The organism is Pseudomonas sp. 8(2025) (assembly GCF_052665325.1).
This window is the reverse complement of the sequence record NZ_JBQOIE010000008.1, coordinates 273,255-287,004: the sequence shown is the minus strand read 5'-3', so window position 1 is coordinate 287,004 and position 13,750 is coordinate 273,255. Positions and strand designations below refer to the sequence as shown.

General features: G+C 64.1%; 15 protein-coding genes. 6 read left to right on the top strand and 9 right to left on the bottom strand.

Going from position 1 to position 13,750, the window contains the following annotated elements:
- Positions 1 to 38 precede the first annotated feature (38 nt).
- From ACUXVH_RS17575 to pdxH, 3 genes are all read left to right on the top strand, one after another.
- Complete coding sequence (locus ACUXVH_RS17575) at positions 39 to 1,184, top strand: EstA family serine hydrolase (protein WP_019094465.1); 1,146 nt, start codon at positions 39 to 41, stop codon at positions 1,182 to 1,184.
- A 140-nt stretch (positions 1,185 to 1,324) separates the two neighbouring features.
- A complete protein-coding gene (locus tag ACUXVH_RS17570; RefSeq protein WP_445495525.1) occupies positions 1,325 to 2,581 on the top strand; it encodes an OmpA family protein in 1,257 nt (418 codons plus the stop codon).
- 23 nt (positions 2,582 to 2,604) lie between these two features.
- Entirely contained in the window at positions 2,605 to 3,252 is a 648-nt protein-coding gene (gene pdxH, locus ACUXVH_RS17565) for a pyridoxamine 5'-phosphate oxidase (protein WP_011059625.1), read from the top strand.
- A gap of 12 nt (positions 3,253 to 3,264) precedes the next feature.
- Here the strand turns inward: pdxH and ACUXVH_RS17560 are convergent, their stop codons facing one another.
- Positions 3,265 to 3,501: a hypothetical protein gene (locus tag ACUXVH_RS17560; protein ID WP_011059626.1), complete on the bottom strand. Its 237-nt coding sequence runs from the start codon at positions 3,499 to 3,501 to the stop codon at positions 3,265 to 3,267.
- A gap of 174 nt (positions 3,502 to 3,675) precedes the next feature.
- On the opposite strand from ACUXVH_RS17560, the gene ACUXVH_RS17555 reads away from it, so the two are divergent.
- Positions 3,676 to 4,140 carry an outer membrane lipoprotein gene (locus ACUXVH_RS17555; RefSeq protein WP_011059627.1) on the top strand — a complete coding sequence of 155 codons (465 nt, stop codon included), beginning with the start codon at positions 3,676 to 3,678 and terminating at the stop codon, positions 4,138 to 4,140.
- A gap of 79 nt (positions 4,141 to 4,219) precedes the next feature.
- On the opposite strand, the gene nhaA is transcribed toward ACUXVH_RS17555, so the two are convergent.
- On the bottom strand, positions 4,220 to 5,407 hold the full coding sequence (gene nhaA, locus ACUXVH_RS17550; protein ID WP_445495522.1) for a Na+/H+ antiporter NhaA: 1,188 nt from the start codon (positions 5,405 to 5,407) through the stop codon (positions 4,220 to 4,222).
- A 321-nt stretch (positions 5,408 to 5,728) separates the two neighbouring features.
- Between nhaA and ACUXVH_RS17545 the strand changes: the two genes are divergently transcribed.
- Entirely contained in the window at positions 5,729 to 6,823 is a 1,095-nt protein-coding gene (locus tag ACUXVH_RS17545) for a PLP-dependent cysteine synthase family protein (RefSeq protein ID WP_445495520.1), read from the top strand.
- A gap of 132 nt (positions 6,824 to 6,955) precedes the next feature.
- Here ACUXVH_RS17545 and ACUXVH_RS17540 read toward each other — a convergent pair whose 3' ends face one another.
- From ACUXVH_RS17540 to ACUXVH_RS17530, 3 genes are all read right to left on the bottom strand, one after another.
- On the bottom strand, positions 6,956 to 8,569 hold the full coding sequence (locus ACUXVH_RS17540) for an NAD(P)/FAD-dependent oxidoreductase (protein ID WP_011059630.1): 1,614 nt from the start codon (positions 8,567 to 8,569) through the stop codon (positions 6,956 to 6,958).
- Between the two features lie 113 nt (positions 8,570 to 8,682).
- The gene (locus ACUXVH_RS17535; RefSeq protein WP_041120567.1) at positions 8,683 to 9,360 is read right to left on the bottom strand and encodes a COG3650 family protein; all 678 of its coding nucleotides are present in this window, start codon (positions 9,358 to 9,360) and stop codon (positions 8,683 to 8,685) included.
- A 195-nt stretch (positions 9,361 to 9,555) separates the two neighbouring features.
- Positions 9,556 to 10,155 (bottom strand): short chain dehydrogenase, encoded by a 600-nt coding sequence (locus tag ACUXVH_RS17530; protein ID WP_011059632.1) that lies wholly within the window; start codon positions 10,153 to 10,155, stop codon positions 9,556 to 9,558.
- Positions 10,156 to 10,258: 103 nt separating this feature from the next.
- Between ACUXVH_RS17530 and ACUXVH_RS17525 the strand changes: the two genes are divergently transcribed.
- Positions 10,259 to 11,167 (top strand): LysR family transcriptional regulator, encoded by a 909-nt coding sequence (locus ACUXVH_RS17525; protein WP_065364458.1) that lies wholly within the window; start codon positions 10,259 to 10,261, stop codon positions 11,165 to 11,167.
- A gap of 70 nt (positions 11,168 to 11,237) precedes the next feature.
- Here ACUXVH_RS17525 and ACUXVH_RS17520 read toward each other — a convergent pair whose 3' ends face one another.
- From ACUXVH_RS17520 to ACUXVH_RS17505, 4 genes are read right to left on the bottom strand one after another with little or no spacing between them, the layout of a single operon-like run.
- Positions 11,238 to 11,747, bottom strand: coding sequence for a DoxX family protein (locus ACUXVH_RS17520; protein WP_065364457.1), 510 nt, complete (start codon positions 11,745 to 11,747; stop codon positions 11,238 to 11,240).
- Between the two features lie 2 nt (positions 11,748 to 11,749).
- The gene (locus ACUXVH_RS17515; protein ID WP_065364456.1) at positions 11,750 to 12,520 is read right to left on the bottom strand and encodes an HvfC/BufC N-terminal domain-containing protein; all 771 of its coding nucleotides are present in this window, start codon (positions 12,518 to 12,520) and stop codon (positions 11,750 to 11,752) included.
- Positions 12,517 to 13,407 (bottom strand): MNIO family bufferin maturase, encoded by an 891-nt coding sequence (gene bufB, locus ACUXVH_RS17510; protein ID WP_053156672.1) that lies wholly within the window; start codon positions 13,405 to 13,407, stop codon positions 12,517 to 12,519. Before bufB ends, ACUXVH_RS17515 begins: the two co-directional genes overlap by 4 nt.
- A 25-nt stretch (positions 13,408 to 13,432) precedes the next feature.
- Positions 13,433 to 13,735 carry a BufA1 family periplasmic bufferin-type metallophore gene (locus ACUXVH_RS17505; RefSeq protein WP_011059637.1) on the bottom strand — a complete coding sequence of 101 codons (303 nt, stop codon included), beginning with the start codon at positions 13,733 to 13,735 and terminating at the stop codon, positions 13,433 to 13,435.
- Between the last annotated feature and the right edge of the window lie 15 nt (positions 13,736 to 13,750).

The following is a 13,750-nucleotide window of genomic DNA, read 5'->3' as shown; positions in this document are numbered from 1 at the left end:
CGCCACGTTGTCGAGCATTGTTGCAGGGGGAGTCAGGGGTGCAGATTCAAGGTCATTACGAGCTTAAATTCGAAGCGGTACGCGAGGCGTTCGCCGCCCTGTTCGAGGACTCCCAGGAGCGCGGCGCGGCGCTGTGCATCCAGGTCGGCGGGGAAACCGTCATCGACCTGTGGGCCGGTACCGCGGACAAGGACGGCGCCGAGGCCTGGCACAGCGACACCATCGCCAACCTGTTCTCCTGCACCAAGACCTTTACCGCAGTCACCGCGCTGCAGTTGGTGGCCGAGGGCAAGCTCAAGCTGGATGCGCCCGTGGCCGACTACTGGCCGGAATTCGCCGCGGCGGGCAAGGCAGCCATTACTTTGCGCCAGTTGCTCTGCCATCAGGCCGGCCTGCCGGCAGTGCGCGAGCTGTTGCCCGCGCAAGCCCTGTACGAATGGCAGACCATGGTCGATGCCCTGGCCGCCGAGCAGCCCTGGTGGACGCCCGGTGAGGGGCACGGCTACGCAGCCATCACCTATGGCTGGCTGGTGGGCGAGTTGATCCGGCGTGCCGATGGGCGCGGGCCGGGGGAGTCCATCGTGGCCCGGGTCGCCAGGCCTTTGGGGCTGGACTTCCATGTCGGCCTGGCCGATGAGGAGTTCTACCGCGTGGCGCATATCGCCCGTGGCAAGGGCAACATCGGCGATGCTGCGGCCCAGCGCCTGCTGCAAGTCACCATGCGCGAACCCGATGCGATGAGTACTCGGGCGTTTACCAATCCACCGTCTATCCTGACCAGCACCAATAAACCCGAGTGGCGGCGCATGCAGCAGCCGGCGGCCAACGGCCACGGCAATGCCCGCAGCCTCGCCGGGTTCTACAGCGGCCTGCTGGACGGCAGTTTGCTGGAAGCCGACATGCTCGAAGAGCTGACTCGGGAACACAGCCTGGGCATGGACAAGACGTTGCTGACCCAGACCCGCTTCGGCCTGGGTTGCATGCTCGACCAGCCCCAGGTAGCCAATGCCACCTTTGGCCTGGGCGCGCGGGCGTTCGGGCATCCGGGGGCAGGGGGCTCCATCGGTTTTGCTGACCCGGAGCACGATGTGGCGTTCGGTTTTGTGACAAATACCCTGGGGCCTTATGTGTTGATGGACCCTCGGGCACAGAAGCTGGTGCGGGTTTTGTCGGATTGTCTGTAAAAGGGTTGCTGTTAAGAACTTTTTTGCTTAAACATGCTTGGAAAGCTGCAGGATGGAACCCTGTGGCTTTTATAATTTCCAAGCGTCTGTTTGTAACGGTTGTTTAGACCGAATTTTTTATCTCATTTTGTGGATATCCCATGTCGTCGAACAAGTCTCTAGCCTTGGCCATCTGCCTGACCGTCACCGGTTGCGCGCAAACCCCACAAAATGAAGCGGATGGCGGCCACTGGTGGTCATTCGGCTCCGATAAGGCCAGCAGCAAGGAAACCCCAGCTGCGCCTGAAAAGCCGGTTGCCACCACTGAAGTCGCACCTGCCGCTTCTGCAAGCAAGCCTGCGGTAGTGGCCAAGGCCGCTGCACCGGCCCCTGCTGCCAAGAACACAGCCGCTGGCAAGCACCCGGCCCCTGCCGCCAAGGCCGCTGCTGGCGCCAAGCCGGCGCCTGTCGCTGCTGCCGAGCCCGCTCCAGCTCCAGCTCCAGCGCCGGTCGTTGCCGCAGCCCCTGCCGCTCCTGCCGCCAAGGCCGAGAGCAGCAAGTGGTGGTGGCCGTTCTCCTCCAAGGATTCTTCCGACAAGCCAGTGGCCGAAGCGAAGAAGGCCGAGCCTGCCCCAGCGCCGGCAGTGGCAGCGGCAGCCGACTCCGAAACCCACTGGTGGTGGCCGTTCCCCAAGAGCCAGCCCAAGCCTTTGAGCAAGGTCAATGTAGCGGACATCCCGATGCCCGACCCGAAAATCACCCAGGCCTGGCTGGACGACTACGAGCCACGCCTGCGCGAAGCGGTGAAGGACAGCAAGCTGCAGATCGAGCGTCGTGAAAACGTGCTGGTGGTCACTGCGCTGGTAGATGCCTCGTTCAACCCGGATCGTCCAGCCATGCTGCTGCCGGTCACCTTGGGTCCGTTCACCCGCGTCGCCAAGGCGGTGGAAGGTGATCCGAAGACTGCCGTACTGATTCTCGGCCATGCCGACGCCACCGGCCCGACCCTGGCCAACCAGAAACTGAGCCGTGATCGTGCCCAGTCCGTAGCGGCAATCTTCAGTCTCAGCGGCCTGAAGCAGGACCGCCTGATGCTGCGTGGCATGGGTTCGGTGATGCCGCGTGCCGCCAACGACAGCCCCCAGGGTCGCTCGCTGAACCGTCGGGTGGAAATCATGCTGACCCAGCGCAGCACCATGCTGGGCCTGCTGAGCAAGTACAACCAGCCGACGCCTTCCGAGACTGAAATGGTTGCCGTACAGGATGCCGTGCCTCCAGTACCCGCGGCTTCTGCCAAGAAAGCGGCGCCTGCGAAGAAGGCTACCGTGGCCAAGAAGCCGGCAGCCAAGAAGGCTCCGGTGAAGAAGGCCGCCGCCTCTTCGAAGACCGCAACGGCTACCGCCCAGGCTAAAAACTGATTTTCAAGGATAAGGAAGCAGGCATGACTCAGTCCCTGGCTGATATGCGCCGCGACTACACTCGCGACGGCTTGTCCGAGGCGCAGGCCCCGGCTGAACCTTTTGCGCTGTTCCACCAGTGGTTTGCCGATGCGGTGAAAACCGAGCAACCGCCGGTGGAAGCCAATGCCATGACCGTGGCGACCGTCGATACCGATGGTCGCCCCCACTGCCGCATCCTGTTGCTCAAGGGCCTGGATGAGCAGGGCTTCACCTTCTTCACCAACTACGAGAGCGCCAAGGGCCAGCAGCTGGCTGCACGGCCCTTCGCCGCCATGACGTTCTTCTGGCCGACCCTGGAGCGTCAGGTGCGGATTGAAGGGCGGGTGGTCAAGGTCACTCCACAGGAGTCCGATGCCTATTATCAGGTGCGCCCCCTGGGCAGCCGGCTGGGAGCCTGGGCTTCACCGCAGAGCCGGGTGATCGCCGATCGTGACGAACTGCAAGAGTTGCTCAAGGCCACTGAGGCTCGCTTCAGCGATAGCCAGCCCGATTGCCCGGAACACTGGGGTGGTTATCGCTTGCTGCCGGAGCGCATCGAGTTCTGGCAGGGGCGCCCCAGCCGACTGCATGACCGTTTGAACTATCGCCTGCAAGGCCAGGAGTGGGTCCGCGAACGTCTGGCTCCTTGATCGGATTGCAGGTCACTCGCCGGGGTAGCCGGCCGCAGCGGTTTCCAGCCATTGCGGCAGGTCCCGGCGTTTTACTTTCTGGCGCTGGGCCTCGGCCAGTTGCTCCAGCATGAATTGCTTCTTCTGGGCATCGGTTCCGGCCAGGGAGAGGGCCAGGTCCCGATCGGTCCAACGCTTGATGCGTACATACAGCCACCAGTGGAAATACAAGCCAGCTGCGGTGGTTGCGATGATGATGAAGTAGTCCATGGAAAATCCTTTGTTCGGTGGCGCTATGCAGGGAGCTGGAGCTACCGTAATGAGAAAGCCTGGCGTTTACGCAGCCTGTACTTTGGCTGAATGAAAGCAATTTTATCCGGGCGACGCCGTGACAGGCGTCAAGCTGCGGAGTCTAATGATTATCTGTCCTTTGGAGTTGATCCTATGCGTAAGTCTGTTTTGCTGGTTGCATCCTTCACCACGATGGCAATGTTGCTCGGTGGCTGTGCCTCCAACCTGACCGGTGACTCCTATTCCCGTGATGAAGCGCGTCGTGTGCAAACCGTGCGCATGGGCACCATCGAATCCCTGCGTCCGGTGAAAATCGAAGGCACCAAGACCCCGATCGGCGGCGCTGCAGGTGCTGTGATCGGCGGCGTTGGCGGCAGCGCCATCGGCGGCGGCCGTGGCAGCATCGTCACCGCAGTTATCGGTGCAGTAGCCGGCGGCCTGCTGGGCTCGGCCACTGAAGAAGGCCTGACCCGTACCCAGGGCGTTGAAATCACCGTGCGTGAAGACGACGGCAGCATGCGTGCCTATGTGCAGCAGGTTCAGGAAAACGAAGTGTTCCGCGTGGGCGACCGCGTGCGCATCATGACGGTCAACGGTACCAGCCGCGTTACCCGCTGACCCTCCCTGCTACACAACAAAACCCCGGCCAGGCAACTGGTCGGGGTTTTGTGTTTTCAGCCTGGCCAAGCGCTGCGGATCAGGACGCCAGGGTGTTGTTCCTGCGGCTGGCAGCGGCGGTGACGGCGTAACCGATCAGGGCCGCAAACAGTGAACCGGTCAGGATGCCCATGCGGTCCATGCCGGCGTATTCGCTGCTGCCGGGCTCGAAGGCCAGGGAGCCGACGAACAGGCTCATGGTGAAGCCGATACCACACAGAATCGCCACGCCGAGCACCTGGCCCCAGTTGGCCCCGGACGGCAAGGCAGCGATACCGGTTTTCACTGCCATCAAGGTCAGGCCGAAGACGCCGATGGTCTTGCCTAGCAGCAGGCCGACCGCGATCCCCATGGGAACATGGTGGGTGAAGCTTTCGAGGGTCACGCCGCTCAGCGACAGCCCGGCATTGGCGAAGGCGAACAGCGGCAGGATGCCGAACGATACCCAGGGATGCAGGGCGTGTTCCAGCGCCTTGAGCGGCGAGGGTTCGGCGTTGCGGGTGCGCAAGGGTATGCAGAAGGCCAGGGTCACGCCGGCCAGGGTCGCGTGGACCCCGCTCTTGAGCACGCAGACCCAGAGGATCAGGCCGATGATCATGTAGGGTCCGAGCTTGACCACGCCCATCCGGTTCATCGCTACCAGGGCGGCGATGCAGGCGCCAGCCAGCATCAGCGACAGGGTCGACAGCGTGCCGGAGTAGAAGATCGCGATGATCACGATCGCTCCCAGGTCATCGATGATCGCCAGGGTCATCAGGAACAGTTTCAGCGAGGTCGGCACCCGCTTGCCCAGCAAGGCCAGCACCCCGAGGGCGAAGGCGATGTCGGTGGCGGTGGGAATCGCCCAGCCATTGAGGGCGGGCGGGTTGTCACGGTTGAGGAACCAGTAGATCAGCGCCGGCACCAGCATGCCGCCGATGGCCGCTGCGCCGGGCAGGACGATCTGCGACGGCTTGGCCAACTGCCCCTCCAGCACTTCGCGCTTGACCTCCAGGCCTATCAGCAGGAAGAACAGTGCCATCAGGCCATCGTTGATCCACAGCAGCAGCGGCTTGGCGATCTTCAGGGCGCCAACCTGGGCCACCACCGGGGTTTCCAGCAGGCCGTTGTACAGCCAGGACAGGGGGGAGTTGTTGATAATCAGGGCCAGGATGGCAGCGGCGATCAATAACAGACCGCTGGCAGCTTCCATGGCAAAGAAACGAGTGAAAGTGCTACGCAGAGGCAAGGTCGCTCTCCATCTAAAAACTAAAAAGGTGGCACACCCTAACCCGTACAGTTAGTTGTTAAAACAAAAGTTATATTCTTTTTTGTTATATGCAGAAGGCAAGCGGGCTGCTGAAAAATCCCCCTTGCAGTTGTGTTTCCAATTGCTTCATAGCTGTACCTGTAAGGGGGGCAGGATATTTCCTAACATGTCCGTCCGCAGCGGCTGAGGGGGCATTTTTTCCAGGAAAAGGCGCCTGCCCGTCGCGAGCCTGGATCACCTATGCTGGGTGCATTTCATCTTCTTGCGCCGGTACGGCGTGCGATCCAACGAGAATAGAGCATGAGCGACGATCGCCAGTGGGCCCGTGAGGCCATCCGTATCATCGAAGCCGACTTCCAGCGCAGCGCCGACACTCACCTGATCCCGCTGCCGTTACCGGGCCTGCCGGGCATCGAGCTGTATTTCAAGGATGAATCCAGCCATCCCACCGGCAGCCTCAAGCATCGCCTGGCCCGCTCGCTGTTCCTCTATGCCCTGTGCAATGGCTGGCTCAAGCCCGGCGCGCCGGTGATCGAGGCCTCCAGTGGCTCCACGGCGATCTCCGAAGCCTATTTCGCCCGGCTGCTGGGGCTGCCGTTCATTGCCGTGATGCCGGCGACCACTTCCCAGGAGAAAATTGCCCAGATCGCCTTCTATGGTGGCAAGAGCCACCTGGTGCAGGACCCGACGCAGATCTACGCCGAGTCCGAGCGCCTGGCCCGGGAGAGCGGCGGCCATTTCATGGACCAGTTCACCTATGCCGAGCGCGCCACCGACTGGCGGGCCAACAACAACATCGCCGAGTCGATATTCCAGCAGTTGCGTTTCGAGCGGTACCCGGAGCCCAGCTGGCTGATTTCCAGCCCGGGCACGGGTGGTACCACCGCGACCCTGGGGCGCTACGTGCGCTATCGCCAGCACTGCACTCGGGTGCTGTGTGCCGACGCCGAGCGCTCGGTGTTCTTCGACTATTACCAGAGTGGCGACGCCAGCCTGCGCCTGGACTGCGGTTCGCGGATCGAGGGCATCGGCCGGCCGCGGGTCGAGGCTTCGTTCCTGCCCAAGGTGATCGATGCCATGGTCAAGGTGCCGGATGCCCTGTCCCTGGCGGCCATGCATTATCTGGCCCAGCGCCTGGGTCGTCGGGTTGGCGGCTCCAGCGGCACCAACCTGATCGGCGCGCTGATGGCCGCGCAGCAGATGGTTGCGGCCGGCGAGTCGGGGTCGATCGTGGCGATTCTGTGTGATGGGGGCGAGCGCTATGCAACCACCTACTACGATGAGCAGTGGCTGGCAGAGCAGGGTTATGAACTGACGGTGTTGATCGAGGCGGTAGCCGCCAGTGTCGAGCGTGGTGAGGCGCTACCTGCCAGCGTATTGCGCGCCGGTATCTGAACTTGTCGTAGGCGCTGGCTTGCCGGCGAAGAGGCCCTTGAGCCTTGCGTTGTTCTGGACGACGCCTTCGCTGGCAAGCCAGCTCCTACGGTAGGCGGTAGGAGCCGGCTTGCCGGCGAAAGGGCCCGTCCCTCAGGCCTGGATGCCGAGAATGTCGCGGGCCACGGCTTCGGCAATGCGAATCCCGTCGACCCCGGCGGAGAGAATCCCACCGGCATAACCGGCGCCTTCACCGGCCGGGTACAGCCCCTTCACATTCAAGCTCTGCATCGAGGCGTCGCGGGTAATGCGCAGCGGCGATGAGGTGCGGGTCTCGATACCGGTCAGCACCGCGTCATGTAGCGAGTAGCCCTTGATCTGCCGTTCGAAGGCCGGCAGGGCTTCACGAATGGCCTCGATGGCAAAGTCCGGCAAGGCCAGGGCCAGGTCACCCAGGGTCACGCCGGGCTTGTAGGACGGCTCGACGCTGCCCAGGGCGGTGGTGGGCTTGCCGGCGATAAAGTCGCCCACCAGCTGCGCCGGGGCCTGGTAGTTACTGCCACCCAGGACAAAGGCGTGGGACTCCAGGCGCTCCTGCAACTCGATGCCAGCCAGCGGGCCGCCCGGGTAATCCACTTCCGGGGTGATGCCCACGACGATGCCGGAGTTGGCGTTGCGCTCGTTGCGCGAGTACTGGCTCATGCCATTGGTCACCACCCGGTTCGGCTCGGAGGTCGCCGCCACCACGGTACCGCCCGGGCACATGCAGAAGCTGTAGACCGAACGGCCGTTCTTGGCGTGGTGCACCAGCTTGTAGTCGGCGGCGCCGAGTTTCGGGTGGCCGGCGTACTTGCCCAGGCGCGCGCTGTCGATCAGCGATTGCGGGTGCTCGATACGAAAGCCCACCGAGAACGGCTTGGCTTCCATGTACACGCCGCGGCTATGGAGCATGCGGAAGGTGTCGCGGGCGCTGTGGCCCAGGGCCAGGATCACGTGCCGCGAATGCAGTTGTTCGCCGCTGGCCAGTTCCACACCTTGCAGTTGACCGTCTTCGATCAGCACGTCGGTAACCCGCTGCTCGAAGCGCACTTCACCGCCCAGGGCGATGATCTGCTGGCGCATGTTTTCCACCACGCCGGTGAGGCGGAAGGTGCCGATGTGCGGCTTGCTGACGTAGAGGATCTCGTCCGGCGCACCGGCCTTGACGAACTCGTGGAGCACCTTGCGGCCGTGGTGTTGCGGGTCCTTGATCTGGCTGTAGAGCTTGCCGTCGGAGAAGGTCCCGGCGCCGCCTTCGCCAAATTGCACGTTGGACTCGGGGTTGAGCACGCTCTTGCGCCACAGGCCCCAGGTGTCCTTGGTGCGCTGGCGCACTTCCTTGCCACGCTCGAGGACGATCGGCTTGAAGCCCATCTGCGCCAGCAAGAGGCCGGCGAAGATCCCGCAGGGGCCGAAGCCCACCACGATCGGCCGCTGGCTGAGGTCGGCCGGAGCCTGGCCCACCACCTTGTAGCTGACATCCGGCGCCGGGTTGACGTTACGGTCGTCGGCGAACTTGAGCAGCAGCGGCGCTTCGTCGCGCACGCTGAGGTCGATGGTGTAGATGAAGCACAGCTCGGAAGACTTCTTGCGCGCATCGTAGCTGCGCTTGAACAAGGTGAAATCGAGCAGCTCATCGCTGGCGATCCCCAGGCGCTGCACGATGGCGGCGCGCAGGTCTTCATCGGGATGGTCGATCGGCAACTTGAGTTCGGTGATTCGTAACATGACAGGATCCGGGGTAGGCGGTGCGCAACAGTGCGCCGGCTTGCTTTGCACAAACCGGCGATTATAAGCCGCAAACCACCTTGGCCGTGAGGCTAAAACCGCTGCTCGTCGAATCAGTCGTTGCGCGAGCCGCCGAAATAGCCGCAGCCGCGCTGCACCTGGCCGTCCACCCGCAGCTCTGCGCTCAGGTGCTGAACGCTGCCGGTGACGGGGTCGACGCAGCGTTGCGGGGCCACCCACAGCTCCACGCGCTGGTGATTGGCTTCACTGGTGAGGTTGAAGCGGCCATCCCCCAGCTGTTCTTCCAGATAGGGCAGGGCCAGGGTCGGCTGGCCGGCGCGTTCGATCATCATGCCCTTGGCGCTGACATCGACGTTCCACGCCGGGTTCTTGCTACCGGCCCGCAGGATCAGGCGCTGGAAGTTCGGATCGCTGCAGGCGCTGGCGGAGCGCTCGACGCGGTACAGCTGGCGCAGGTCCAGCTGGCCGTCGCTGCTGGCACTGGCGGAGAACTTGCCCCGCAGGTCGGCAAACAGCTTGCCCTGCTTCTCGGCCAGGGTTGCCGCTTCCTGCAGCACACTGGTGTTGCCGCCATCGTTGACCACATAACGGCGGTCTTCGGTGCAGGGTTTGAACAGCAGCTTGCCATCGGCGGCACTGAGTTCACCCTGCATCCGGGTCAACCCGGCCATGGACGGCGCCTGGGGCTGTTGGTTGAACATCGGCAGCATCTGGCAGCCGGCAAACAGCGGCAACAGGGCGAAACAAAGCAGGGAACGGGCGGTGCGCATCATTGGGCCTCCAGGCGGAAGTCCGACACGTTACGCAGCCCGCCCGGCCACCACAACCCCGGATTGAACGCAGTAGCGCCATCCACTGTAGGCGCCGGCTTGCCGGCGAAGAGGCCCAGGAGCCTTGTGTGGTTCGGGAGGACGCCTGCGCAGGCGAGCCAGCTCCCGCACAAGCCGGCTTTTGCACAAACGGGCTTAGCCGACGCGGTAGGTCTGGCCGGTCTGCAGGCCTTCCACGCTCTTGGCGTAGGCCAGGGCCACGTCGGCCGCCGGCACCGGCTTGAAGCCACGGAAGTAGGGCGCGTAGCTGCCCATGGCTTCCAGCAGCACGTTGGGGCTGATGGAGTTGACCCGCAGGCCCCGGGGCAGCTCGATGGCAGCGGCCCTCACGAAGCTGTCGATGGCGCCGTTGACCAGGGCGGCCGAGGCGCCGCTGCGGATCGGGTCATGGCTCAGTACGCCAGTGGTGAAGGTGAAGGAGGCGCCGTCGTTGGCGTACTCGCGGCCGATCAGCAGCAGGTTGACCTGGCCCATCAGCTTGTCCTCGAGGCCCAGGCTGAAGTGCTCGGCAGTCATTTCCCCCAGCGGCGCGAAGGTCACGTTACCGGCGGCGCACACCAGCGCATCGAAGCGCCCGGTCTTTTCGAACAGCGCGCGGATCGACTGGCTGTCGCTGATATCCACCTGGAAATCACCGCTGGTACGGCCGATGCGCACCACTTCGTGACGTTGTTCCAGCTCCCGCGCGACCGCCGAACCAATGGTGCCATTGGCACCGATCAAGAGAATCTTCATGGGCTGTTCCTCGAAAAGGGGAGTGAGGTTGCAGTCTAGAGTGGTTTTTTTCATGGATTAACGCGCTAATAGGCAACCTTTGGTTTTCAAATGGAAACAATCCATGAGCGAGATGGATGACCTGGCGGCATTTGCGGTGCTGGTGGAAGCCGGCAGCTTTACCCTGGCGGCCCAGCGGTTGGGGTGCAGCAAGGGCCAGCTCTCCAAACGCATCAGCGCCCTGGAAGCCCGCTACGCCGTGGTACTGCTGCAACGCACCACCCGGCGCCTGGACCTCACGGCCGCCGGCGCGGCGTTGCTACCCCAGGCCCAGGCCCTGGTGGCTCAGGTCGAGCGGGCCCACCAGGCCCTGGCGCGGCTCAAGGACGATATGGCCGGGCCGGTGCGCCTCACCGTCCCGGTCTCCCTGGGGGAAACCTTTTTCGACGGCCTGCTGCTGGAGTTCTCCCGGCACTATCCCCAGGTGCAGATCGAGCTGGACCTGAACAACAGCTACCGCGACCTGACCCGGGAGGGTTTCGATCTGGCCGTGCGCTCGGAGGTGGCCAACGACCAGCGCCTGGTGGCCCGGCCGCTGTTGGCCTGGCATGAAATGACCTGCGCCAGCCCGGCCTATCTGGAGCAATACGGCGATCCGCGCACGCCTCAGGAGCTGGCCGGGCATCGCTGCCTGCTCAATAGCCATTACAGCGGTCGGGAAGAGTGGTTGTACCACCAGCGCCATGAACTGTTGCGGGTGCGGGTCAGCGGCCCCTTCGCCAGCAACCACTACAACCTCCTGAAGAAGGCTGCCCTGGTAGGCGCGGGGATCGCCCGGCTGCCGTCCTATGTGCTGCACAGCGAACTGGCGGACGGCCGCCTGCGCTGGCTGTTGCGGGACTACCAGACCCGCAGCATGCCGATGTACCTGGTGCACTCCTATCAGGGCGGCCTGCCCAAGCGTACCCAGGTGCTGGCCGATTACCTGATGGACTGGTTTCGTCGCAGCGGTGAGGCGCTGGATCGTTTGTAGCTTCCTCCGGCTTTACCGTCGTTTGTGAACTTGATGGGCCTGCGGCCCTTTTCGCAGCCTGCGGCAGCGGCTACAGAGGACGGTGGCGAAAATGCCGGGCCAGTAGGTGGTCCAGGGACAACACGCCCGGGCCGCGGGCCATCAACAGCAGGAAGATCGCCGCCCAGGTGCCGTGGGTCGGGTAGGCGTCCGGGTAGACGAAGAGCTGGATGGTCAGGGTCATCCCCAGCAACGCCAGGGCGGAAAAGCGCGTGGCCAGGCCCAGCAGGATCAGCATCGGGAAAAAATGCTCGGCAAAGGCCGCCAGGTGCGCCGCCACTTCCGGCGTCAACAGGGGCACGTGGTACTCGCTCTTGAACAGGGGAATGGTCGAATCCGCCAGGCGCGGCCAGCCCAGTTGGAAGGTGCCATCGACCAGGTCGATGGCCAGCCCCTCGACCTTGGTCTGTCCGGATTTCCAGAACACCGCGGCAATGGAAAAACGCGCGATAAAGGCGATCAGGCTGTAGGGAATGCGCTCAAACCCTTGAATGATCCGATTCACCAGTCCGGCAATGGGTGTTTCTGTCTGGGTGCTCATGGTCAGGCCTTCTTCTGGGGTTGCAGGTCGATAAGAGCGCCGTGGCCGAGCAGCAGGCCCAGGCACTGGCCCAGGTCGAAGTCGGCCTGGGCGTCCAGGGCATGGGCCGCGGCGATTTCCAGCGGCCAGTGGTTGCGTAGGGCTTCAATGAAGGTCATGGCGCCGGTATCCACGGCGATCACCTCGACCTCCAGGGCGTTGCGCAGCACCAGGGCGTTCTGCCCCTGCTGCAGGTCGAAAGCCGGCCAGGGCTGGTCGCTCTGGTGCGCCGCCCACAGGCTCACTACGGCGTAGCCGGAGTGCAGGGTGCGCAGTGACGGATGCAGGAGCAGTTGCGCCTGGCCGAGGCGGTCGGGCTGGTTCATCGCCGCCAGTAGCCGTGACGGCTCCAGGGGGCGGGCGTCGGCGGCGTGGTAGGCCTCGACCCGCAGCCGTTCAAGGCGGGCCATGTCGGCCAGGTAGGGCAGGCCGGCGGCCGGCCCGAAGCCCTGGATAAAGTCGCCCAGGTCCCGGCCATAGTCGTTGAGCAGAGGGCTGGCGGGGGCGAAGTCCCGGATGTAGAGCGCGGCCATGGCGTTGAAAAACTCGCGACCAACCAATTGCATGACGACCGGGTATGACTCGGCCAGGGCGTTGCTCAACGAGGCCTGCACATTGTTGCGATAGACCGCGAAGCGGCTGGCCGGATCGGCGCCGTTGCTGCTGGACAGCCCCTGTGGGCAGCCCGGTTCGGCGCGCAGCAGGGCCCTGGCGAATTCCCCCTGGCCGCTCATGGCTGCACCTGGGCGCCGAGCAACAGCGCTTCTGCCTGGCTGGCCTCGGCCATCAGGGTGGCAAAGGCCGGCAGGTGGTTGTCGCGCTCGATCAGGGTGGCCATCGGGCCGATGAGCCCCAGCACCTCCTGGTACAGGGCCCAGACCGCAGCGTCGACCGGGGCACCGTGATCGTCGATCAACAGACGGTCACCGAGGCTGTCCCGGTCTTCGGCGAACCCGGCCAGATGAATCTCGCCCACTGCCTGCAGCGGCAGTGCTTGCAGGTAGGCCAGGGGATCGCGCTGGTGATTGATGCACGACACATAGAGGTTGTTGACGTCCAGCAGCAGGCCGCAGCCGCTGCGCTGGACCACTTCGCGGATGAAGTCGGTCTCGTCCAGGGTCGAGCGTTGGAATTGCAGGTAGGTGGCCGGATTTTCCAGCAGCATGGTTCGTCCCAGATGGTTCTGCACCTGGTCGATGTGCTCGCAGACCCGGCGCAAGGTGGGCCCGTCGTAGGCCAGGGGCAGCAGGTCGTTGAGGAACACCGGGCCGTGGCTGGACCAGGCCAGGTGTTCGGAAAAGGACTGGGGCTGATAGCGTTCGATCAAGCCGGCCAGCCGCTCCAGGTGAGCCTGGTCCAGGGGGCCTTCGCCACCGATGGACAGGCCGACACCGTGCAGCGACAGCGGGTAGCGTTCGCGGATCAGGCCCAGGTAATGGTGGAAAGGGCCGCCCGCCACCATGTAGTTCTCCGCATGCACCTCGAAGAAACCGATGTCGGGCTGCTCTTCCAGCACGTGTTTGAAATGCTCGGTCTTGAGCCCCAGCCCGGCGCGGGGCGGCAGGCTGGAGGCGCGCGCCTGAATGTCGTGGCCAGGGTGGTGCAGCGGGGCGGTGTTCATCGTCGACACTCAGGCAGGCGCAGGATCAGGACTTGGCTTTGAAGGCTTCGAGCTGGCCGAAACCGGTAGGCGAGGTACTGCTGGCGGTTTTCTCGCAGCTGCCCTTGGGTACCAGCTTCCAGGCGTTGGCCTGGTCGTTGACCTTGGAGGTCCCGGCGCAGGTGGTGCCGGCGCCCGCGGCGCAATCGTTCTTGCCCTTCATGGCCACGCCGAAGCACTTTTCCATGTCGTCCGCGGCATGGGCGGTGGTGGGCAGGGCGGCGACGCTGAGGGCAGAGCCCAGGGCCAGGACCAGGGCAGTGGCGGACAGGGTACGAGTGTTGCTCATGATGTTTCTCCAGTG